This is a genomic window from Streptomyces sp. NPDC032721, from assembly GCF_055579625.1.
In genome coordinates this window covers 202,902-225,486 of sequence record NZ_JBVIMX010000013.1, presented here as the reverse complement: position 1 = coordinate 225,486, position 22,585 = coordinate 202,902, and the positions used below count along the sequence as shown (strand labels likewise).

At 72.1% G+C, this 22,585-nt stretch carries 17 protein-coding genes and 1 pseudogene; 4 read left to right on the top strand and 14 right to left on the bottom strand.

The window, feature by feature from the left end:
• Positions 1 to 9: 9 nt before the first annotated feature.
• The 6 genes from kdpA to ACZ5PB_RS27085 form a co-directional block, all read right to left on the bottom strand.
• Positions 10 to 1,674, bottom strand: a complete 1,665-nt coding sequence (gene kdpA / locus ACZ5PB_RS27110) for a potassium-transporting ATPase subunit KdpA (protein ID WP_468694441.1) — start codon at positions 1,672 to 1,674, stop codon at positions 10 to 12.
• Positions 1,675 to 1,681: 7 nt separating this feature from the next.
• A complete protein-coding gene (kdpF, locus tag ACZ5PB_RS27105) occupies positions 1,682 to 1,771 on the bottom strand; it encodes a K(+)-transporting ATPase subunit F (RefSeq protein ID WP_399436183.1) in 90 nt (29 codons plus the stop codon).
• 384 nt (positions 1,772 to 2,155) lie between these two features.
• Complete coding sequence (locus ACZ5PB_RS27100; protein WP_468694439.1) at positions 2,156 to 3,430, bottom strand: LCP family protein; 1,275 nt, start codon at positions 3,428 to 3,430, stop codon at positions 2,156 to 2,158.
• Positions 3,431 to 3,640: 210 nt separating this feature from the next.
• A complete protein-coding gene (locus ACZ5PB_RS27095; protein ID WP_468694436.1) occupies positions 3,641 to 5,104 on the bottom strand; it encodes a vWA domain-containing protein in 1,464 nt (487 codons plus the stop codon).
• Positions 5,101 to 6,393, bottom strand: a complete 1,293-nt coding sequence (locus tag ACZ5PB_RS27090; protein WP_468694434.1) for an AAA family ATPase — start codon at positions 6,391 to 6,393, stop codon at positions 5,101 to 5,103. The genes ACZ5PB_RS27095 and ACZ5PB_RS27090 overlap by 4 nt, the downstream gene beginning before the upstream one ends.
• A gap of 79 nt (positions 6,394 to 6,472) precedes the next feature.
• On the bottom strand, positions 6,473 to 7,852 hold the full coding sequence (locus ACZ5PB_RS27085) for a hypothetical protein (RefSeq protein WP_468694433.1): 1,380 nt from the start codon (positions 7,850 to 7,852) through the stop codon (positions 6,473 to 6,475).
• Between the two features lie 258 nt (positions 7,853 to 8,110).
• On the opposite strand from ACZ5PB_RS27085, the gene ACZ5PB_RS27080 reads away from it, so the two are divergent.
• The gene (locus ACZ5PB_RS27080; protein WP_468694432.1) at positions 8,111 to 9,292 is read left to right on the top strand and encodes a GDSL-type esterase/lipase family protein; all 1,182 of its coding nucleotides are present in this window, start codon (positions 8,111 to 8,113) and stop codon (positions 9,290 to 9,292) included.
• Positions 9,293 to 9,340: 48 nt separating this feature from the next.
• On the opposite strand, the gene ACZ5PB_RS27075 is transcribed toward ACZ5PB_RS27080, so the two are convergent.
• The 6 genes from ACZ5PB_RS27075 to ACZ5PB_RS27050 all read right to left on the bottom strand — a co-directional run bounded on the left by ACZ5PB_RS27075 (position 9,341) and on the right by ACZ5PB_RS27050 (position 15,480).
• Positions 9,341 to 9,919 (bottom strand): Type-2Aa cytolytic delta-endotoxin, encoded by a 579-nt coding sequence (locus ACZ5PB_RS27075; protein WP_468694430.1) that lies wholly within the window; start codon positions 9,917 to 9,919, stop codon positions 9,341 to 9,343.
• A gap of 95 nt (positions 9,920 to 10,014) precedes the next feature.
• Positions 10,015 to 11,316, bottom strand: a complete 1,302-nt coding sequence (locus ACZ5PB_RS27070) for an APC family permease (RefSeq protein WP_468694427.1) — start codon at positions 11,314 to 11,316, stop codon at positions 10,015 to 10,017.
• 87 nt (positions 11,317 to 11,403) lie between these two features.
• Complete coding sequence (locus ACZ5PB_RS27065) at positions 11,404 to 12,960, bottom strand: patatin-like phospholipase family protein (protein ID WP_468694425.1); 1,557 nt, start codon at positions 12,958 to 12,960, stop codon at positions 11,404 to 11,406.
• Entirely contained in the window at positions 12,957 to 13,997 is a 1,041-nt protein-coding gene (locus ACZ5PB_RS27060; RefSeq protein ID WP_468694423.1) for a hypothetical protein, read from the bottom strand. Before ACZ5PB_RS27060 ends, ACZ5PB_RS27065 begins: the two co-directional genes overlap by 4 nt.
• The gene (locus ACZ5PB_RS27055) at positions 13,994 to 15,256 is read right to left on the bottom strand and encodes a beta-ketoacyl-[acyl-carrier-protein] synthase family protein (protein ID WP_468694421.1); all 1,263 of its coding nucleotides are present in this window, start codon (positions 15,254 to 15,256) and stop codon (positions 13,994 to 13,996) included. The genes ACZ5PB_RS27060 and ACZ5PB_RS27055 overlap by 4 nt, the downstream gene beginning before the upstream one ends.
• Entirely contained in the window at positions 15,253 to 15,480 is a 228-nt protein-coding gene (locus tag ACZ5PB_RS27050; protein ID WP_468694419.1) for an acyl carrier protein, read from the bottom strand. The genes ACZ5PB_RS27055 and ACZ5PB_RS27050 overlap by 4 nt, the downstream gene beginning before the upstream one ends.
• A gap of 193 nt (positions 15,481 to 15,673) precedes the next feature.
• Between ACZ5PB_RS27050 and ACZ5PB_RS27045 the strand changes: the two genes are divergently transcribed.
• The gene (locus tag ACZ5PB_RS27045; protein ID WP_468694417.1) at positions 15,674 to 16,261 is read left to right on the top strand and encodes a 2'-5' RNA ligase family protein; all 588 of its coding nucleotides are present in this window, start codon (positions 15,674 to 15,676) and stop codon (positions 16,259 to 16,261) included.
• On the opposite strand, the gene ACZ5PB_RS27040 is transcribed toward ACZ5PB_RS27045, so the two are convergent.
• Positions 16,245 to 17,975 carry a choice-of-anchor A family protein gene (locus ACZ5PB_RS27040; protein ID WP_468694415.1) on the bottom strand — a complete coding sequence of 577 codons (1,731 nt, stop codon included), beginning with the start codon at positions 17,973 to 17,975 and terminating at the stop codon, positions 16,245 to 16,247. The two genes, ACZ5PB_RS27045 and ACZ5PB_RS27040, sit on opposite strands and share 17 nt — an antisense overlap.
• A gap of 445 nt (positions 17,976 to 18,420) precedes the next feature.
• Between ACZ5PB_RS27040 and ACZ5PB_RS27035 the strand changes: the two are divergent.
• Positions 18,421 to 19,197, top strand: a pseudogene (locus tag ACZ5PB_RS27035) (MerR family transcriptional regulator).
• Between the two features lie 199 nt (positions 19,198 to 19,396).
• A complete protein-coding gene (locus tag ACZ5PB_RS27030; protein ID WP_468694413.1) occupies positions 19,397 to 20,695 on the top strand; it encodes an aspartate aminotransferase type Ic in 1,299 nt (432 codons plus the stop codon).
• 39 nt (positions 20,696 to 20,734) lie between these two features.
• Here ACZ5PB_RS27030 and ACZ5PB_RS27025 read toward each other — a convergent pair whose 3' ends face one another.
• Positions 20,735 to 22,513, bottom strand: a complete 1,779-nt coding sequence (locus tag ACZ5PB_RS27025) for a tetratricopeptide repeat protein (RefSeq protein ID WP_468694412.1) — start codon at positions 22,511 to 22,513, stop codon at positions 20,735 to 20,737.
• Positions 22,514 to 22,585: the final 72 nt, after the last annotated feature.

Genomic DNA, 22,585 nt, shown 5'->3' with positions numbered 1-22,585 from the left:
TGTGGGCGGTCATGACGCCAGCCCCTCCGCGAGCGGTCCCAGGGACAGCGCGGGGAAGTACGTCAGACCGGTGATGATCATGATCGTGCCGACCAACAGGCCCGTGAACAGCGGCTTTTCGGTACGGAGCGTGCCTGCCGTCTTGGGTACGGGCGTCTGCTCGGCGAGCGATCCGGCGAGTGCCAGGACGAACACCATGGGCAGGAACCGGCCGAGCAGCATCGCGATGCCGATCGTCGAGTTGAACCACTGCGTGTCGGCGTTCAGGCCCGCGAAGGCGGAGCCGTTGTTGTTGGCGCCTGAGGTGTAGGCGTACAGGATCTCGGAGAAGCCGTGTGCGCCGGAGTTCGTCATGGAGGTGGCCGGGGTGTCCAGGGCCATCGCCGCGCCGGTGAAGCAGAGCACCAGTGCCGGGGTGACGAGGATGTAGCACGCGGCGAACTTGATCTCGCGGGTGCCGATCTTCTTGCCCAGGTACTCGGGCGTCCGCCCGACCATCAGTCCGGCGATGAACACCGCGATGATCGCCATGATCAGCATGCCGTAGAGGCCGGAGCCGACACCGCCGGGCGCGATCTCGCCGAGCTGCATGCCCAGCATGGTGATGCCGCCGCCGAAGCCGGTGTACGAGGAGTGGAACGAGTTGACCGCGCCGGTCGAGGTCAGCGTGGTGGCGACCGCGAAGATCGACGAGGCGGCGACGCCGAACCTGGTCTCCTTGCCCTCCATGGCGCCGCCCGCGACCTCGAAGGCCTGGCCCTTGCCGGCGAACTCGGTGGCCCACATGAGCAGGGTGAAGCCGAGCCAGATGACGGCCATCGTGCCGAGGATCGCGTAACCCTGCCGGATCGAGCCGACCATGCGGCCGAAGGTGCGGGTCAGCGCGAAGGGGATGACGAGGATCAGGAAGATCTCGAAGAGGTTGGAGAGCCCGTTGGGGTTCTCGAAGGGGTGGGAGGAATTGGCGTTGAAGTAGCCGCCGCCGTTGGTCCCGAGCTCCTTGATGACTTCCTGCGAGGCGACCGCGCCGCCGTTCCACTGCTGGGTGTCACCCGCGAACTGGCCCACCTCGTGGATGCCGGAGAAGTTCTGGATGGCGCCGCACGCGACCAGGACGATCGCACCGACGACCGAGATCGGCAGCAGGATGCGGACCGTGCCGCGCACCAGGTCGGCCCAGAAGTTGCCGAGCTCACCGGTGCGCGAGCGGGCGAAGCCCCGTACGAGAGCGGCCGCGACGGCCATGCCGACGGCGGCCGAGACGAAGTTCTGGACCGCCAGGCCACCGGTCTGTACGACGTGGCCCATGGCCTGCTCGCCGTAGTACGACTGCCAGTTGGTGTTGGCCACGAAGGAGGCGGCCGTGTTGAACGCCTGGTCCGGGTCGATCGACGCGAACCCGAGCGATCCGGGCAGTGCCCCCTGCACCCGCTGCAACAGGTACAGGAACAGCACGCTCACCAGCGAGAACGCGAGGACCCCCCGCAGGTACGCGGGCCAGCGCATCTCGGTGTCGGGGTTGGCCCCGACGGCCTTGTACATCCACTTCTCCACCCGCAGGTGCTTGCTGGAGGAGTAGACACCGGCCATGTAATCGCCCAGCGGCCGGTAGGCGAGGGCGAGTGCCGCTATGAGCGCGAGGAGCTGGAGCACGCCAGCGAGTTGAGGACTCATCTCCGGCTCAGAACCTCTCCGGGCGTACGAGGGCGAGGATCAGATATCCCAGCAGGGCGACGGCCACGATCAGGCCGACGATGTTCTCGGCAGTCACAGCTTCGTCACCCCCTTGGCGACGAGTGCCACCAGCGCGAAGACCGCGAGCGTGGTGACGACGAAGGCCAGGTCGGCCATCGGGGAGCTCCTGAGGAAGAGGTCGGTGTGTGAGCGCTTGCGCTCGGATGTGCTCGGACATGACGAGCAAAGCGCCTTTCGGCCACCGTTCCGCTTCCCTTGACGGCTCCCATACGACCCGGAGCCCGCTCTTTACGCTTCCCGTACGCGGGCCCCTCGCCACGCCCCCGACCCGTGGCGGCGCCGCCGCGAATCCCCGGGAAAACCCCCTGTGACCAGCCCTGACGCCACGTACCACCACGGTGAAGAACATCAGGGAGCGGGGGACGAGAGCCGCTCCCCCGTCCCCCGCTCCCCCGAAAACTCAGCCGCCCTCGACTATCTTCCCCGCGTCGACCTTGTCGCCCGCCGAGTTCTCCGTGACCGAGTCCGGAATCGGCTTGTCGGTGCGCAGCGACATCCACAGCAGCTCGGACTGGTCCTTGAGCGGCACCACCCGGTACGGGTCCTTGGCGTCGTAGTCGATCGGGAGCGTGATCACCTTCATGTCCTTGGCCCCGATGCCGCTGAGCGTGCTCCCGAAGGAGGCCAGCGCTCCGACCGAGTCCAGCTTCGAGTCCGTGGTGAGGGTCTTGGTCGACGCGTCCGCGAGGTTGTACAGCTTCTTCGGGCTGAAGATGCCGATGTCCTTGACCTGGTCCATCAGCGCCTTCATGAACGCCTGCTGGAGCTGGATGCGCCCGAGGTCGCTGCCGTCGCCGACGGTCTTGCGGGTACGGACCAGACCGAGGGACTGCTCACCGGTCAACTCGTGTGTCCCCGGCGGGAGATCGAGGTGGCTCTTGGGGTCCTTGATCGCCTTGTTGGTGGTCATGCTGACCCCGCCGAGCGAGTCGATGATCTGCGCGAAGCCCGTGAAGTCGACCTCCAGGTAGTGGTCCATGCGGATCCCGGACAGCTTCTCCACCGTCTTCACCGCGCAGACCGGGCCGCCGATCTCGTACGCCGTGTTGAACACCTGCCGCTTCGCCTCGGGACGGATCTTGGTGCGGCCCATGCACTCGGGCCGGGTGACCAGGGTGTCCCGGGGTATCGAAACGATGCTGGCCTTCTCGTTGCCCTTGTGTATGTGCACGACCATCGCGACGTCGGAGCGGGCGTTGCCCACGTCCGCGCCGTACTTCTTGTTGTCGCCGCCCCGGGAGTCGGAGCCCAGGACGAGGATGTCCAGCGAGCCGTTGTCGATCTCCGGCGGGCGGTCGCCGCCCAGCGCCGCGTCGATGTCGACGCTGTTGAGGTTGCCGTCGAGCTTGAAGTACACCCAGGTCGCGCCGGTGCCGCCCAGCACCAGTACCGGGAGCAGCACCCACAGCAGCAGTACGCGCTTCCTGCTGCGCGGCCTGCGCTGGCCACGCTGCCCGCGCCGGCCTCCCTGCGCCCGCCGGTTCGCCGCCCGCCCACCACTGACGGCCGGTTCCTGTTCCTGACCCCGCCGGTTCGCAGCCCGTCCACCACCGACGGCCTGCTCCTGCCGGGTCTCGTCCCGTCCTCTCGGCGGCTGCGCCCGGCGGCCGCCACCCTGTTTGCGTCTACTGCCACCGGACCGCGAACGTCCGCCGCCCCTGCCATGGTCGCCCATGTCCTTCTCAGCTCCTCAAAAATCCCCGTGTACCCCCTGCCACCTGTGGATCGGGGATGGAAATTTGTCGACAATCTCTTCCCGCCCTCCACAGGCGTTGCACGGTCAGACGTTCGAGTATGCAGAAGGGTTGTACGAGATTTTGTTGCAGTCATATGTCACAGGCGGTAATGGGGGCCGAGGTGGGCCGGGGCAGGCCCTGCCCCGCGACTACCCCAGCTCCACCACCCGCGTCCACTCCGGCGGCCGGTCCGGTACGTAGTCGGGGTCGGACTCGTCCCAGTCGGTGCGTACGTTCAGCCGGGGGAACAGCCCGACCACCGTCCGGCACGGCGGCCGCGACGACGGCCACGGTGTCTGGCCGTCCGTCAGCACCACGATCACGTCCGGGCGCCGCTGGGCCCGCAGCGCCCGCGCGAAACCGGAACGCAGATCCGTACCGCCTCCGCCGACCAGCGGAATCCCCTCCGCACGGCACAGCGGGTGCGCGACCCCGGCCGCCGCGTCGCACGACACCACCGAGACCAGATCGCGCCGCCCGCCGACCGCCTTGGCGATGGCGGCGACCTCAAGGAGAGCGGTGCCCAGTTCCGTGTCGCTGACCGATCCCGAGGTGTCGATGATCACCGAGACCCGGGGCGGCGTACGCAGCAGACTGGGCAGGACGACCCCGGGCAGCCCGGCCGACCGGCGGGCGGGGCGGCCGTACGAGTAGTCGTCGCCCGCCCCCGAACCCGCCGCCGCCCGGATCGCCGCACCCAGCAGTTCCCGCCAGGGCTGCGGCGGGTGGAACGCCTGCTTCGCCCAGCGCTGCCACCCCTGAGGGGCGTCGCCGGGGCGCCCCTTGATGCCCTGCGCCACCCGGAACCGGACCGAGTCCCGCTGCTGCTTGCTGAGTGCGTTGGCCCCTTCCGGGCCCAGGTCCCAGGGCCTTGTACGGCCGTCGGCACCGCTGCCGCAGTCCAGCCAGACCATGCTCTGGGTGAGCGGGCCGAGCCGGAACTGGCGCAGGTAGTCCTCCATCAGCTCCCCGTCCGGGAGCCCCAGCAGCCCCGGAGTGACCACACCCTCGGGTGTGACCAGCCCGTCGCCGAACGCGTCGTCGTTGATCTCGCAGTCCGCGGCGATGTTCATCCGCAACCGCTCCCCCGGCCCGGTCAGCCCGTGCTCCTTGGCGAACCGCTCGCCCCGCCCGTGGTGGTCGCGCAGCAGGTGCGACACCTCGTGCACCCACACACTGGCGAGCTCCTCCTCGGACGTCGCGTCCACGAACGCCGGAGAAACGTACATCCGCCAGTACGCGTCGACGCTCATCGTCGGCACCGCCCGGTCCGCCACGACATGCAGGGCGAAGAGCGCGGTGGCGAGATACGGCCGGGCACGCGCCGCCGTGAGCCGGGCCGCGAAGAGCTTGTCGTAGTCGAGCGCGTCCGCCGCGGGGACGAGGGGCGCGGCGGGCGCGTGGGGTCCGGCGGGCGCGGCAGATGCGCCTGGTGCGGCAGACGTGGCCGGTGCGGCACCCGTGGCAGCCCTGCGCGCCGGCCCCTCACTCCCCGAAGAAGCCGAAGGAACCGCCCCCTCCCCCTCAACTCCCGCTGCCCGCCTCGAAGTCGGCATATCGGCCGGCGACGGCCGCAGCCCCGCCGTCGCGCCGTCCACCCCGGCCCCCCTCATCGGCCCGCCGCCTTCTCCGCCGCCTCGGCCACCTTCACGGCCGCCCGTCCCGCCGCCCGGTCCGCCCGCCGCGACAGCCCCACCACCCCGGCCAGCCGCTCGATGGTGTCCGGTACCTCCCAGTTCTCCTCGCGCAGCGAGGCCAGTGTCGTCGCGGGTACGACGATCAGGTCCGGCGCGCCGGTCTCCATCGCCCGTACGAGCAGTTGCCAGGCCGCGTCCCAGCGCGCCTTGTCCGGCCGGTTGCGCACCGCCGCGACCACCCCGTCCAGGGTGGCCTGCCTCAGGTCACCGCGTTCGGGGAGTTCGGCGCCGGCCGGATCGGCGAGCAGCAGCTCCGGGTCCGGCAGGTCCATCCGGTCCAGATAGGCCAGCATCTCCAGCCCGGGGCCGTCCCCGACCGTGCCCCTGACCAGTTCGGACAGCACGTCGCGGTTCGACCCGGCGGCCGTCCCGAACGCGATCAGGGTCAGCGCCATGTCCCAGCTGCGCGGCGAGGGCCACGCCCCGCCCCTGCGGGTCTCGCTGCTGGGCAGCCGGTGCACCAGCTTGGGCCGGGCGGCGAGCATCCCGCACACGGCCCGCCGCGCGTACTCCACCGCCTCCGGCAGCTTCTCGCGGTCCAGCTTCGGCAGTGTCGCCCGGGGCCACGTCCCGCCCAGACCGCGTACCACCACCTCGTGGTCGTGCGTCCACAGCAGGTGTACGAAGCGGTTGGCCAGCGGCGGGCTCAGCTCCCAGCCGTCGGCGGCCGAGGAGCGGGGGTTGGCGGCGGCCACGATCCGCACCCCGGGCGGGAGCTTGAGCGCGCCGATGCGTCGCTCCAGTACGAGACGGAGCAGTGCGGCCTGCACCGCGGGCGGCGCCGTGGACAGCTCGTCGAGGAAGAGCAGCCCCCGCCCGGCCCGCACCAGCCGCACCGCCCAGTCCGGCGGCGCCATCGGAACGCCCTGCTCCGCCGGGTCGTCGCCGACGATCGGCAGCCCGGAGAAGTCGGACGGTTCGTGCACGCTGGCGATCACCGTGGTGAGCGGCAGGTCCAGGGACTCGGCGAGCTGGGTGAGGGCGGCGGTCTTGCCGATACCGGGCTCGCCCCACAGCAGGACGGGCAGGTCGGCGGCGACGGCGAGCGTCAGCGCTTCGAGCTGGGTGTCGGGCCTGGGCTCGGTCGTGGTGTCGCGGAGCAGGCCCAGCAGCTCACCGGCGACGACGAGTTCGGACGCCACCGAGGGCGGGACAGAAGGGGAGAAAGAGGGCGTTTCGATGGCAGGCAGGGCGTACGTAGTCATAGGGGATCACCTTGGGTGTGAGAAGTGACGGAGTTCAGGGAAGTGACGGAGTTCAGGAAGAACTGCAGGGCCGCTGAGCTCAGCGGCGACGGGTGGGGCGCGACTGGTAGCGGTCGTAGGGTCCGACCCAGTCGGGTTTGCCCCTTCGCCGCCGCCTGCGCCCGGCCCCTGGTTCGCCCAGGCCCGCCCGGAACATCCCGTACGCGACCTTCCGGCGCGCGACCGCCTCCAGTTCGTCCCGCAGAGCGCCGTCACGCAGCAGCGCTTCGGGGCCGAGCAGGCCTTCGACGACGGCCAGTGCTCCGGCGATGTCACCGTGGGCGAGGCGTTCGCGGACGCCGCTGAGGCATTCGGGGCTGCGGTGCGCGTCGTCGATGGCGCGCAGGCAGGGCAGCGGGGGGCCGTTCAGGCCGACCAGGAGTTCCTCGCGGCGGAGTTCGGCCGGGTCGTGGTCGAGCGGCACCAGGACCCCGTCGACCAGTCCGATCCGGTGCCGGGCGCCCCGGCAGTCCACGATGCGCGGCTCCCCCGGCCGGTACGGCGCCGACGTCCCACCGCTCCGTACCACAGGTGCGTCGGGTACGAGGGCGGCGGCGACCAGCGGGTGCAGCCGGTCGGCCTCGATCTCGCCGGTACGCAGGAGTTCGAGGTCGGGCAGCACCCAGGTCGCCGCGTCGGGCAGGACGGGAAGGACGGGCGGTGCGGCCGATTTGTTGTCCGCGGACAACAGATCCGTGTTGTCCGCGGACAACATCGAGACCCGCAATCCACCCTCACCCGACGCCAGTTCGAGCAACAGCCGACGCCGCTGCCCGAGCCGTACGGTGGCGAGGCCCGCGGTCCGCCCCTCGGCGCGCAGCAGGATCCCCACCTCCTCCGCCCACCGGTCGACCGCACACGGATACCCCTCCGGCACCACCTCCGAGGCGCCGTCGGTCCACTCAACTCCACTTTCGGAGAGCGGCAGTTCGGCACCCGACCTGGCCCTGAGTTCGGCGGACCGCCGGGTGTCCCAGGTGTGGCGGTGCAGATCGAGCCGGAACCTGGGGTCGGGATGCGGATGGGGATACCGGGAGGAGAACGGGCTCGCGGCAGCCGCCGCCCCGCCCCCGCCCTCCCACAGCGCGAGGCTGACCCGTTGCCCCGCGTCCGCCCAGGCGGGCGGCGTCCGGACCACGAGCCGTACCCCTCCGTACCTCGCGAGGGCGATCGTGAGGCCGGGGCGCAGGAGTCCGTCAGGGGCGATTCGGGGCAGGTGCCAGCGCAGCAGGTCGGGTGCCAGATGGCGGAGGTCGTCGCGGACCAGGGCGGCCAGCTCGGAGCCCCAAGTGTCCGCCACCGTACGAAGGTTGAGGTCGACGTCGAAGCCCGCGGCAGCACAGGCACCCGCCCAGTCACCGGCCAGGCGGCGAGCGGTAGCGGCTTCGATCATGGCGGGCGGCACGGCGAATTCACGCACGCGCGGCCAGAATGAGGGGCGCCGGAGAGCGGTGTTCCGGAGGACGGTGCTGTTCGAAGGAGAAGTGCTCCGAAGAGTGGTGTCCGGAAGGGCCGGGCGCCGCAGGAAAGCGGGAAAGTCCTCGTTCGCGATCTCAGTGAGCATCAGCACTCACCTTGAGCGTACGAGACCCCCGATCCGTGCAGAGGAGAAGTAGTCATCGCCGGGAGCATAACCCCACCGGCCTCTGGGACGCCAGGGGTTTGGCAAGCTGGGGGCATGAACCCCCCGCTCCCCGGTACCCCCGGCCTGATCACCACCCCTGTCACCGCCGCTCTCGTGCGCGGCGCACTCGACCTGGAGACCACCGAGCACGGTGTGCTCCCGCACCGGCTGCCCGCGTGGGCGCGCGAGCAGATCCCCGACGGCCAGCTGGCCATGGCGGAGGCCCAGCCGTCCGGTGTGCGGCTGGTGTTCCGTACCCGGGCCACGGTCGTCGAACTGGACGCGCTGCGCACCAAGCTGGCGTACGTGGGCGCCCCGCCCCGGCCCGACGGGACGTACGACCTGCTGGTCGACGGCAGCCCGGCCGGGCAGTCGGGAGTCTCCGGCGGCAACGTCCTGCGCATCGACATGTCCACCGGCTCCGCCGAGACGATCCCGGGCCCGGTGGGCACGGTCCGCTTCGACGGGCTGTCCGACGGGGACAAGGAGGTGCAGATCTGGCTGCCGTTCAACGAGACGACCCAGCTGGTCGCCCTGCGCACCGACGCGCCCGTCGAGCCGGTCGCCGAGCACGGCCGCAAGGTGTGGCTGCACCACGGCAGTTCGCTCAGCCACGGCTCGGACGCGGCGAGCCCGACCACGACCTGGCCGGCGCTGGCCGCGTCGCTGGGCGGGGTGGAGCTGGTCAACCTGGGCTTCGGCGGGAGCGCCCTGCTCGACCCGTTCACGGCACGCGCCATGCGGGACACCCCCGCCGACCTGATCAGCGTCAAGATCGGCATCAACCTCGCCAACCTCGACGTGATGCGGCTGCGCGCCTTCGGCCCCGCCGTGCACGGCTTCCTCGACACGATCCGCGAGGGCCACCCGACGGCGCCCCTGCTGGTCGTCTCGCCCGTGCTGTGCCCGATCCATGAGGAGACCCCCGGCCCCGCCATGCCGGACTTCAGCAACATCGGCGAGGGCCGGCTCCAGTTCACGGCGACGGGCGACCCCGGGGACCCGACCCGGCTGACCCTCACCCGCATCCGCGCCGCACTGTCCGCGATCGTCGCCCAGCGCGCCGCCGCCGACCCGAACCTGTACTACCTCGACGGCCGCGAGATGTACGGCGAGAAGGACTTCGCCGAACTCCCCCTGCCCGACCAGATCCACCCCGACGCCGCCACCCACCGCCGCATGGGCGAACGCTTCGCCGAGCGGGTCTTCGCCGAGGGCGGCCCCTTCAACGCCTGACGGGCAGGGCGAGCTCAGTACAGGAAGCGCCGGGGAGGTCGTGAACGGTCAGGCCGCGAGCCGCAGTTCCTGCCGTACGACGATGGCGTTGAGCCGGATCCGGTACGGGGCGACGTCCGTCAGCTCCAGCGCGTCCGCCTGCGCACGCCCGAGCCCGACGCTCACGTCGATGCAGAAGGCGATCGCGTACATGTGCCCGCCGGTCTCCTCGCCCTGGAGGGCGAAGAACAGGTCGCGGTAGTAGCCGGTGCGGTCCGGGCTCTCCTCGTAGTACGAGAGTCCGGGCCCGCCGCGCTGCTCCCCGAGCCCGCTGAAGGCGCCGACGAGTTCCCGCTCGACGGTCCCCCAGAACGAGGCGTCGGCGAACTCGCCGGGCAGGGCCTGCCGTACGGCTTCCTTGAGGGACAGGGCCATGACCGCGACGGGCGCGGTCTCCTGGAGCCCCCAGCCGCGCACCAGCTTGACGACGGAGCTGTCGGGAATGGCCGAGGCGGCCTCCCTGATGTTCCCGAAGTCGAAGTTGACGGTCGCGGGCGCGATGGCCTCCTGGAACACCCGGTCCATGGCCCTCGCCTGGTCGAGGTGGTCGGGGTGCACTTCCATGACGGTCCTGAAGGTGGCGGACATGGCTCCTCCTGCGGTTCTGCGGTGGCCGTTGGCCGGTGGGCGGTTCGGTCGCTGATCCGGACGGAGATCGCGCGGCCCCAGTATGCCGACCCCGCTCAGCGCAAGCGTCGCCGCACCCCGTAGACGGCCACGCCCAGCACCAGTACCGCCGATCCCCAGGCCACCGACGCGGCCGGCAGCGTGAACGCCAGCACCAGGCACCCCACCAGCCCCACCACCGGAATCGCCCGCACCGGCCGCCCCTCGGCGCGGCCGAGGGTGAATGCCGAGGCGTTGGCGACGGCGTAGTAGACGAGCACCCCGAAGGAGGAGAAGCCGATCGCGCCGCGTACGTCCACGGTCGCGGCGAGCACCGCGACCACCGCGCCGACCGCGAGTTCGGCCCGGTGCGGGACCTGGAAGCGCGGGTGCACGGCGGCCAGCGGGTGCGGCAGGTGGCGGTCGCGGGCCATCGCGAGGGTGGTGCGGGAGACGCCGAGGATCAGCGCGAGCAGCGAGCCGAGGGCGGCGACGGCGGCTCCGGCGCGGACCACGGGGGCCAGCCAGTCGGCGCCGACGGCGTGCGCCGCCTCGGTGAGCGGCGCGGTCGAGTGGGCGAGGCGGTCGGGGCCCAGCACCGCGAGTACGGAGACGGCCACGGCGACATACACGAGGAGGGTGATGCCGAGGGCGAGCGGGATCGCGCGCGGGATGGTGCGGCCCGGGTCGCGGACCTCCTCGCCGAGGGTGGCGATGCGGGCGTACCCGGCGAACGCGAAGAACAGCAGTCCGGCGGCCTGGAGCAGCCCGGTCCAGGTGGTTTCGGTGCCCCAGTCCAGGTGGGTCGCATGGGCGTCGCCGCTGCTCAGACAGGCGAAGACGACCAGGGTGAGGACGGCGAGCACGACGCCGACGATCGTCCGGGTGAGCCATGCGGACTTCTGGATCCCGGCGTAGTTGACGGCGGTCAGGGCGACGACGGCGGCGACCGCGACGGCGTGCGCCTGGTCCGGCCAGACGTACGCGCCGACGGTCAGCGCCATCGCCGCGCAGGAAGCGGTCTTGCCGACGACGAACGCCCAGCCCGCCAAGTAGCCCCAGAACTCGCCGAGTTGCTCGCGCCCGTAGACGTACGTACCGCCCGATGCGGGGTAGCGGGCGGCGAGCCGGGCGGAGGAGGTGGCGTTGCAGAACGCGACGACGGCAGCGATCCCGAGGGCGATCAGCAGTCCGGATCCGGCGGCAGCGGCGGCGGGGGCGAGCACCGCGAAGATCCCGGCGCCGATCATCGCCCCGAGTCCGATCACCACGGCGTCGGCCACGCCGAGGCCGCGCCGCAGCTCGCCCGGGCCTTCCGGGCCTTCCGGGCCTTCCGCGCTTCCCGCCGGGTTCCCGCCGCCGCTGTTCGTGTTGCTCATGCTCTGCTCCTCATCCGCATGGGAGCACTGTCCTACGAAGAGGCCGGGGCGCGCCATTTGTGCGGCGCCCACCAGGAGTTGTTCATCTCAGGACTCCCGGAGTCCATTCCTCCGTTGCCTGCCGGCCATCCCGGCGCCGCCGAACACCAGGTTGCCGACACAGCCGGGCTCGCTGCTGGTGAAGTAGTCGTGGAACGCCTCGCAGAGTTCGTCGAGGCTGGTGACGCCGTCGCCGTTGGTGTCCAACCGCGCGGCGATCAGCTCGCTTTCGGACTCGTCGACGCCCAGGGTGTGCAGCAGGCGGCGGGTCTCTGCGGGGTTCAGGAAGCCGTCGTTGTCGTGGTCGGCGGCGTTGAGGATCGCGGTGACGACGGGCAGGAGGTGGGTGGTGTACGCGGCGGGGGTCGCGGTCAGCCGGGCCAGGGCCTTGCCGAACGCCTCGCGGTCCAGCGTCACGGTCTCGGCGCCCTTGTCCGCCCCCGCGCCCGCGCCCGTCCCCGTCCCTTGGCCCGCCCCCTTCCCCGTTTCTGCCTCCTCTCCCGAGAGGTTCCGCCAGTACGTGCCGAACGCCTCGTGCAGTCCCCGCGCGTGCGCGCTGCCGTCGCGGACGCCGAAGTCCTCCGCGATCCGCCGGGCGGTGCGGCGGAAGTCGTCGACGCCGACGGCCGGGGCGGTGTCGGCGTACACGTCGAAGTGCGCGCGGAGCTTCTCCTCGACGAAGGGGGTCAGCGGGCGGGGGCGCGCCGAGGGGGCGGGAGTGCTGCGGCGCGGGGTGCTCGGCCGCTGCTGGGCGAGGTCGTCGAGGAAGCGGTTGGTCGCGCGGTAGCCGCTGTCCACGCGCGCGTGGATGGTGGCGAGTTCCTCGCGCAGGGTGGTGCGCAGTCCGTTGTCCGGCGGCTCCATAAGGTTCTCGCCGCTGGGCAGGACGTGCACCGTCACCCCGTCGGGTCTGCTGTTGAGGGTCTGGTGGAGGTGGTGGCGACGGGACAACTCAAGGACGGTGGTGCCCAGTTGCCAGGGGAAGCGGGCCGGCTTGAGCGCCTTCTCCTTCTGCCGCATGCGCAGGACGTAGACGGTCGTGGCACCGCTGCGGATGGCGCGGGAGAGGGGAACGGACTCCGCGACGCCGCCGTCCATGTAGTGCTCGTCGCCGATCCGGATCGGCGGCCACAGTCCGGGGATGGCCGAGGACGCCATCACGGCGGGCAGCAGCGGTCCCGAGTCGAAGTAGCGGACGGTCGCCCGCTCGATGGAGGCTGCGGTGGCCTGGTAGGGCACGGCCAGGTCCTCGATGCGGGTGGTGGCCCCGAGGTGGTCGGCGAGGATGCGGCGGACGACGTCGTTGGAGTTGACCGCCGGCTGCAGCGTGAGGGCGTTGAGGATGCTGCGCGCGTTGAGCCGCATGGCCTTGCTGGAGACGAAGTCCCGCCAGAAGTCCTCCATTTCGTCGCAGACGGACGCGCTGGGGTTCCTGGCGATCATGGCGCCCTGTACGGAGCCGATGGAGGTGCCGATGACCAGTTGGGGCACGATGCCGCGCTCGAACAGGGCCCGGACCATACCGGCCTGGTACCCGCCGAGGGCTCCGCCGCCGCCGAGTACGAAGGCGACGCGGGCGGGGGGCTGGGGGTTCTCGTCTGTCATGGCTGGCGGCTCCCGGTGGGGGGTGAGTGCGGGTGCGGGCGTGAGTGCGGATTCGGGTGCGGGTGTGAATTCGCGTGCGGGTGCGGGTGCGGGTGCGGATCCAGGGTTGCGGTGCGGAGTGGCGCGGCGGTCCCGCGTTTGCGGGCGATCCACTCGTCCATCTCCGCCCACCGCGCGTCGAGCCAGGCACCGGCGGCGGCGGGCTCGCGGGGTACGTCCTCGGCGGGTGTGTGCCACCAGGTGAGGTGGACCCGGTGGTCGCGGCGGTCGGTGCGCGGCGGGTAGCCGACGTCGACGGTGCCACCGAGGAGGTCCTCCAGGCCGGTGTGCCCGACGACCAGGACGTCGGCTTCCCGGGCCTCCGCGAGGACCCGGGCCGCCCCGGCCACCACCGGAGGCAGGACGTACGTCAACTGCGCTGCCCAGCGGGCCCGTTGGGGGTCCGTACGCTCAAGGTCGGCGAGCGCGCGGCGGCGTCCTGCGGCCGTCATGTTCACGCCCTCGGGGAAGTACGCGAGCACCTCGCGCGGCGTCAGGTCGCGGGCGTGCCGGATCAGCAGCCGCATGGCCCGGACCGGGCCGCTCGCCTCCCAGCGGATCAGCTCCACCTTCAGGGGTCGGGTGAGGATGCCGACGGCCGGGTCCCGTCCGGGCAGCGAACGGCCCACGCTGAGCAGGCCGCGCTCCAGGGTCCGGCAGACGAGCCACGCCCCGAGGTGGAAGTTGAGCGGCCCCGAGTGCCGCAGGAACATCACGACGGGCCGGTCGGCGGCGGGCATCGGCAGCCCGTCCGAGGTGTCCAGGACGAGTCCGGCCCGCCGGAACCCGTCGCCGAACAGCCGGTGGGTGAGCCCCGCCAGCAACTCCTCGCTGTCCCGCGCGCTCCTGACCCGCCCCAGGGCCGCCGCCACCAGCGTCGGCACCTCGAACCGGGCGACGTACACCGCGAGCAGCCGCAGCCCCCGGCCGGCGGCTCGCGGGCGGAGCAGGCGCAGCCGGGCGTACGGGGGCGTGGTCCGCCCGGCACTCACCGTCATGTCGCGGTCACCACCAGGGCCGCGTTCTGCCCTCCGAAGCCGACGGAGGTGGTGACGACGGCATCGACCTTGCGGCGTACGACGGTACGGGCGATGTCGAGGTCGTTCCCGGGGTCCGCCTCGGCGAGGTTGGCGGTGGGCGGGACGGTGCCGTGGGCGACGGACAGCACCGAGCACACCGCTTCGATGGCGCCCGCCGCGCCCAGGGTGTGGCCGACGACGCCTTTGACGGAGGTGACCAGGGGGCGGTGCGGCAGCAGCCGGGAGAGGGTCAGGGCCTCTACCGCGTCGCCTCGCGGGGTACCGGTGGCATGGGCGTTGACGTGGTCCACATCGGAGGCGGCGAGCCCGGCGTCGGCCAGCGCCTCGCGGACCGCCGCCGCGAGCCCGGCACCCTCGGGGTGCGGGGCCACCGCGTGGTGGGCGTCGGCGGCGGCTCCGTACCCGGCCAGCCGGGCGTGCACCCGGGCGCCCCGGGCCCGGGCGTGCGCCTCCCGCTCCAGGACGAGGATGCCCGCACCCTCGGCCATCACGAATCCGTCGCGCGCGGTGTCGAACGGCCGGGACGCCGAGGCCGCTTCACCGTCCGTCCCGGCGAGCGCCCCGAGCTGCGCGAAGCCGGACAGTACGACAGGGGTCAGCGCGGCCTCGGTGCCCCCGGTGACGACGATGTCGCAGCGCCCGGCGAGCAGCAGGTCGCGCGCGGTGCCGATGGCGGTGGCGCCGGAAGCACAGGCCGTACTGACCACCATGCAGGGCCCGGTCGCCCCGAAGGCGATGGCGGCCTGCCCGGCGACCATGTTCGACAGGAAGAGCGGCATCATGAGCGGGGACACGGCGTGCGGCCCCGTGCGGTCGATGGTCTGCTGCGCGAGCGTGTACGCGTGGACCCCGCCGGTCGAGTTCCCGATGACCACCCCGACCCGGCCGCCGTCCCAGTCCTTGGGGTCGAGCCCGGCGTCGGCGAGCGCCTCGATGGCGGCGACGAGAGCGAACTGGCTGAACCGCTCCAGCCGGTGGGCGCGTGGGGCACCGAGGAGGGCGTCGGCGTCGAAGTCGGGGACGCGGCAGGTCAGGTACGTGGCATCCGGTTGCCCGGGCCCGGTCGTCGGGACCGTTTCCCTTCTTGCGGTGCCGCGCCCCCCGCAGATCGCCTCCCAGCCGGCCGGTACGCCGACGCCCGCCGACGTCACCAGCCCGAGACCGGTGACGGCGACCCCCGTGTCGGCGCCCGCGCCGGTTCGGCAGCCCGAGGTCACCGGGTCAGGCCCGCCTCGACGAGCGTCACCAGCTCGTCGACGGTCTTGGCCTGGGCGAGCCGGTCGCCGTTCACCTTGCCGCCGTACTTGGTCTCCAGTACGACGCAGAGTTCCGCCATGGCGAGCGAATCCATCTCCAGGTCGGCCAGCGACCCCTGGGGGTGGATCTCGGTCGCCGGGATCCGCAGCGTTTCCGCCATCAGCACCTGGACTTCAGCGAACACGGGCCGTCTCCTCGCATGGGGCACATTTCCTGATGCCCGGAATGCCGGACATGAGCCTAATTATATGACAAATCGTCACAATTCAATCACCGCCCGTGAAGTGTCCCGAGGTCGCCGCGCCCACACCCGGGGCTGCCGTCCCCAGACCCGGCGCCGAATGCGAGCATGGCGCCGCACGCCGCACGCCGCAGACATGGGTACCGGCAGGGACAGGAACGGGGAGGGCCGCGAAGTGGCCGACGGTTGGCCGGACGTGCCGGGTGACACGGCACTCAGCATCAGGGTCCCGGAGGCCGATCACCTGGTGCGGACCGGGTTCCCGGCGCATGTGACCGTGCTCTACCCGTTCGTGCACGAGTCCCGGATCGACGACGGGGTGCACGGCGAACTGGCCGCCCTCTTCGCCGCGCACGACGAATTCACCCTGACCCTGGCCGAGTTCGGCCGCCACCCGGGCCTGCTCTACCTCGACCCGTGGCCGCACGCCCCGGTGCGGGCCCTCACCAAGGCCCTCACCGGGCGCTGGCCGGAAGCGGTCCCGTACCGGGGCATCTTCGACCCGGTCCCCGCACCCCATGTGACGCTCGCACACCAGGAGCAGGAGGGGCCGGGCCCGGAAACGCCGGACGCGGCGCTCGACGGCCTGGAGCGGGAGCTCGCCCCCTCCCTGCCGCTGAGCTGCCGCGTCCGGGCCGTCCAGCTGATCGTCTGGGACGGCGAGCGGTGGCGGGACCGGACGGAGTTCGCCCTCCGGCCCCACTGCGTCACCTCTTCGGCTTGACCTGCTGCTCCGCTTCGTTCGTCATCCGTACGACGACACCCGTGGACGCGTTGGCCGCGTTCACCACGTGCGGCCCGGAGACCGGATCGGCGGGCAGGCGGTAGCCCTCGGGGGCTTCGGTCTCCCTGACGTAGTACGAGCCCAGTGCCAGATTGCCGAACCCGCACCGGCCCCGGGCATCGGTGGCGCAGCCCGAGCCGATCTGCTGGTCGCGGTCACGAGCCGGGCCCGAGGTCTGGAGGCCGGGCTTGCGGCCGGTCTCGCGCCAGAGTTCGACGACCGCCCGGGGCAGCCCCCGCCCGGTCCGCGCGTCCACCTTGCGCACCTCGATCCGGCCCTTGACGACCGGACCGACGTTGCGCGAGTTGGTCACGTTCACGGTGATGCCGTCCACCCTGTTCGCCACCGTGAGTGTGTACGGCCCGAAGACCGAGGGGTCCGGCAGGTCGTAGCCGGACGGGGCCTTCGTCTCCTGCCAGTAGTAGGAGGAGCCGACCTCGCCCGTCCTCGTGCAGGCGCCCCGCGCGTCCGTGGTGCACGGCGTCCCGCTCCGCTGGTCCGGGCGCGCGCCGGTGGTCTGGAGGCCGGGGACCGAGTTGGTCTCGCGCCAGAGCTGGAAGACCGCGCCGGCCAGCGGCGCACCGGTGGCCTTGTCCTTCTTCAGGACCCTGATCTCGCCCTCCGTCGGGACCGGCGTACCGCATCCGGGCAGGTCGCCGTTGAAGGGGTACGCGTGGAACTCCTGCCCGCCGCCGCCGGACGCCGAGCTCTGGTGGGTCACCGAACCGGTGGTGAAGAAGCGTCCGTTGAGGCCGGGCAGCGAGACGCTCGTCTCGGAGGTCTGGTTGCCGATGAGCACGCTGCCCTGGAACTGGCCGGTGCCCTTGAGGTCGACCTTGGTGGCGTCGGGGAAGTTCCACAGGAGGCGGTCGCGCAGCTTGTTCAGGGGGTCGCTGGTGTCGTCGATGCTGCCGCTGTAGGTGTTGACCGTGCGGTTCGCACCGAGGACGTTGACCAGGACGGTCGCTCCGGCGGGGATGTTCGCGAACACGATGCCCTGCTGGCCGCCGCCCGGTGCCGTCAGGTCGAAGTCGGCGTTGAAGACCTGGAGGGCCGAGGTGCCGTCGCCGGTGAAGACGGTCTGGCCGCCCTGGTTGTCGGAGGTGCCGGTGGCCGGGCGCGTGCCGGTGTCGCCGTCGGCGTAGCACTGGCTGGCGTCGGTGAGTTCCTTACGCAGCCCGGCGTACGGTACGGCCGCCGCCGGGTCCGGGGCGTCCGTGCCCACGATGGTGCCGGTGAGCGGGCCCGCGTGCCGGACCACGCCGTCCTCGGCGAGGAGGCGCTGACCGGGGGCGATGGTGACGGAGCCGCCGGTGGTGAGGTAGTCGGAGCCCTTGGGCGGCGAGACCCGCGAGCCGACGCCCGCGACGCCCACGTTGTAGATCTGGCTGCCCTCGGAGGCCTTGTTCATGTCGAACGAGCCGAGTACGACGACTCGGCCCTCGGCCTCGGCGGCCTTGCCCCGGACCCGGAAGTCGCCGCCCGCGAAGACGTTGATGGCGTTGTCGTAGCCCGCGGTCGACCCGTTGTTGATCGGCGGGAACGGGTCGGGGCAGCGGCCCGGCACACAGGGGCCGAGCCCGCCGGGGAGCGGAGCCGCCCGGACGTGGGCGGGCTCCGGGGCGGGCGCGGGGGCCGCCACGGGGGCTGCCACGGGGGCAGGCGCGGGCCGGACCGCCGCCCCGGCGGGAACCGCGAGCGGCATGAGCACCGCACCGGCCGCCACACACGCGGCACCCGCCGCCCGGAACCCTGACCGCGGAATCCCTGACCGCGGAATCCCGAACCGCGAAATCCCGAACCGCGGGGCCCCTGGCCTCGGGGATCCGGCCCCTTCAAGGACCGTTCGCAGCGATCTCGCCACTCCTCATCACCCCTAAATGTGGTGGATGTCAGCATTTGGCTGTTTGTACGCGGATCCTCCCAACATCCACGACCTCTCTCCCGCTGACGCGCCGCCACCCGCCACCGCATTCGAAAGATGAGCGGAATGTCGGCCGTACGCTCAGAACCGGGGCTTGCGGTTGCCGCTGCGGCAGCTTCTACCGTCCTGACCAGGGCCGGAGATACCGGCCCGGTACCACGAGGTGAGGCACCAAGTGAGGGAGCCGGCACTCGACTGGCCGATCGCGGAAGTGGCCCGGATGTCGGGCGTGACCGCCCGGACGCTGCGGCACTACGACGAGATCGGCCTGCTGCCGCCCGCCCGGATCGGTTCCAACGGGCACCGCCGCTACGGGGAACGACAGCTGCTGCGCCTGCAGTAGATCCTCGTCCTGCGGGAACTGGGCCTCGGCCTGCCCGAGATCGGGCAGGTCCTGGCCGCGCAGCTCGACGAGGTGGACGCCCTGCGCGGCCATCACCGCCGGCTGCTCGCCGAACGCGACCGGCTGGACGCCCTGGCGGCCACCGTCTCCCGAACGATCACCGCGCTGGAACGGTCCAGGAAGGACGGAAGACCCATGACGGACATCAACCGCCCGGAGAACCTCTTCGAGGGCGTTCGCCCCACCCAGTACGGGAAGAACCTGCGCGACTTCCCGGAGCAGGCCGAGGACGTCGTACGGCACACCGCGACGATGAGCGAGGAGCAGATCGCGGCGGGCCAGCGGGCCCGTACCGCACAGATGGTCCGGTTCGCCGAGCTGATGGCCGCCGGACTGCCCGCCGACGCGGCCCAGGTGCAGGAGGAGGCCGACGCCCAGTACCGGGCCCTGGGTGAAATCCGGTCCGTCTCCGCCGAGGAGTACCGCGAGATGGGCCGCGCCTGCGTGGGCAACGCGGCGTGGCGCGGCGCGTACGAGGCCGTCGCACCCGGGCTCGCCGCCTACCAGCGGGACGTCATCGAGGCGTACGTCGCCGACCGGCTGGGCTGATGGTCGGGCTGGCGGGCCGGGCTGACCAGTCGGGCTGACCGGACGGGCTGACCAGTCGGGCTGACCGGACGACGCGCGATGGCGACCGGGTCCGGCCGCCTGTTGGGACCGCCCGGCAGGCGGCCGGGCTTCCGGTATAGCGTCGGCGTGCGGCAGAACACGCATCACCCGCACCGCCCCGCGAGAGGAAGCACCCATCATGACCACCGAGCTGAGCCCCCAGAGCGGCGCCACCGCCGACGCCCTTGCCGGGCTGCTGGAGCAGGCCCGCAAGGAGTACCAGGACCTCGCCGGGCGCGGGCTCAAGCTGGATCTCACCCGGGGCAAGCCCGCGCCCGAGCAACTCGACCTGAGCGAAGACCTGTTGAGCCTGCCCGGCGGACGGCACACCTCTGCCGACGGTACGGACGTGCGCAACTACGGCGGGCTCCAGGGCCTCCCCGAGCTCCGTGAGATCTTCGCCCCGCTGCTCCAGGTCCCGGCCGGGCAGCTGCTCGCCGCAGGCAACTCCAGCCTGGAGCTGATGCACGACTGTCTGGTGCACGCCCTGCTCAGCGTGGTGCCCGGCGCCGAGGCGCGGTGGGTGGACCAGGAGCGGATCGCGTTCCTGTGCCCGGTGCCCGGTTACGACCGGCACTTCGCGCTGTGCGAGCGGTTCGGCATCGACATGATCCCGGTGCCGATGACGGACTCGGGTCCGGACATGGACGTGGTGGAGCGGCTCGTCGCGGAGGACCCGGCGGTCAAGGGCATCTGGTGCGTGCCGAAGTACAGCAACCCGGACGGGGTCTGCTACGGCGACGAGACCGTGGCGCGGCTGGCCGCCATGGAGACCGCCGCACCCGACTTCCGGATCTTCTGGGACAACGCGTACGCCGCCCACCACCTCACCGACGAGCCGGCCGAGATCGCCGATCTGCTCGCCGCCTGCGCCGCGGCGGGGAACGAGGACCGGGCGTTCGTGTTCGGTTCCACCTCGAAGATCACCGCGGCGGGTGCGGGCGTCGCCTTCTTCGGGTCGTCGCCCGCGAACCTTAAGTGGCTGCTGGCCAACAACTCCAAGCGCTCCATCGGCCCCGACAAGGTCAACCAGCTGCGGCACGTCCTCTTCCTGCGCGACGCGGACGGGGTGCGCGCCCACATGGAGCGCCAGCGCGCGCTGCTCCAGCCGAAGTTCGAGGCCGTGGCGCGGATCCTTCAGGCGGAGCTCGGCGGTACCGGGCTGGCGTCCTGGACCTCGCCCGAGGGCGGTTACTTCGTCACCCTGGACGTGCCGGACGGCTGTGCGCGCGAGGTCGTGCGCCGGGCCGCCGAGGCGGGCATCGTCCTCACCCCGGCGGGCGCCACGCACCCGTACGGCAAGGACCCGCGCGACGCGGTCATCCGGATCGCGCCGAGCTACCCGGGGCAGGCGGAGCTGGAGCAGGCGATCGAGGGGCTGGCCGTGTGCGTACGGCTGGTCGGGTACGAGCAGCGGGCGGCGGCCGAGGTCGCCTGACCGCCCGACCACCCCGACCACCCGACTACCCGACCGTCCTCACCCCGCCCGGCGCCGCAGGTCCTTCGCGGCCCGGGTGAGGGTGCGGCCCTCGTGGCGGTGTCCGTGCCGGGAGAAGTGGTGGCCGAGCCAGGTCAGGGACTCCACGAGGCCGGGTATGTGGTTGCCCGCGTGGAAGGCGTCCAGGTCGGGCAGCAGGTCGGCCGCCTCCATGGCCGGGGCGAGCGCCTCGTCGTCGCGGCCGACCCGGGTGAGCCGGAGGGCGAGGTTGGCCAGGGCGTGCAGGAAGCCCGGCAGGTGCGGGTCGGGGTCGGCAGCGCCGTCCGCGCGTACGGTTCCGGCCACCCGGTCCGCCGCTTCCTTACGCAGCTTCCGGTAGAGAGCGACCACTTCGCGTACGGTCGTCAGTGACTCCTCGTGCCGGTCGCAGTCGGTGAGCCGGATGCTGAGGTTGTTCAGCACCCTTGCCAGGGAAGGGAGTTGGCCCGCCGGATCGTCGTGGGTGAGCTCCCGCTGCAGAGCCACGCACTCCCTGGCCGCGACGAGGGCGTCGTCCGGGCGGCCGAGCGCGGCAAGCTGACTCGCGAGGGTGTCGAGCACCTGCGCGAGCAGGGGGCGCACGAGGTGCGGGGCGGCGTCGAGGGTGCGGCGGCACAGGTGGACGGACTCGTCGGCGGCGGCGAGCGCCTCGGACCGGTCGCCGTTCCAGGACAGTACGAGGCTCAGGTTGTGCAGGCAGCGGGCCAGCGCGACGGTCATGCCGGGTGTCGTACGGACGGCCTCCCGGCAGAGCGCCACGGCGTCGCGGGCCGTGCTGACGGCGAGGTCGTGGCTGCCGCTGCCGGCGAGGTGCAGGGCCTGTCCGGTGAGTTTCTGGACGCGGGCGAGGAGTGCCGGATCGACCGCCTCGGACCGGGGGCGGCCGGCCGTGGGGGGCCGTTCGATGCGGCCGTCCTCGGTGATGACGAAGCCGTGCCGGCCCGCCATGGTGCCCAGGAAGTCCAGGAACTCCGGGCTGGTGCGGGCGAGTTGGCGGTAGAGGGTGGCGGCTTCGTCGAGGTAGGGGCGGGCCTCGCCGGTGCGCTCCAGGTGGGTCAGTTCGCGGGCCAGGGCGAAGAGTGCGACCCAGCGCCCGGCCAGCCTGCTGGTGGAGTCGACGGAGCCCCCGCTCCAGCGCGACCCCGCTCCGATGCGCGCGCCGGGGCCTTTGCCCGCCGCGAGTTCGCGGTAGCGGTCGGTCGCGTCGCGCAGCGCGTCCACGGCTTCCTCGTGGCGCCCCATCTCACCCAGCTTGCCGCCCAACTCCACGAGCGCTGAGGCGAGTTCCGCCTCGCCCTCGACGGGGTCGTGGACGGCGAGCCGTCGGCACACCGCCACGGACTCGCGAATCCGCTCCAACGCCTCGTGGTGCAGGCCGAGTTCGGCGAGCTGGTTGCCGAGATTGGCCAGCGCTTCGGCCAGCGGGGCGAGATAGGTGAAGGGGTCCTCCTGGGCGAGTTCGCGGAAGTGGCCCACGCCCTGCTCCGCGAGCCCCCGCGCGTCCTCCCTGCGCCCGAGCAGCCCCACCACCCGGGCTCGCTGGTCCAGCGCCAGCGCCACCCCGGGCAGCCAGGAGCGGTCGCCCGTCCCGGCGAGCCGCCGGTACACGTCCACGGCCTCCGCCAGTACGTCGTCCAACTCCCCGTGCAGCTCCAGCTGTTCGGTCAGCAGTTCGCTGAGCTGGAACAGGCTGAGCCCCAGGTCCGCGAGCCGTTGATCGGGATCGCCGTCCGTCCGCCTGCGGCACTCCTCGACCCTCCTGCGCGCCTCGTCGATCATCTTCTTCCCCCGCCGTCCCCGTTGTCCGTGCCATTGTCCGTGCCGGCCGTGCTGTCCGTCGCCGAAATAACC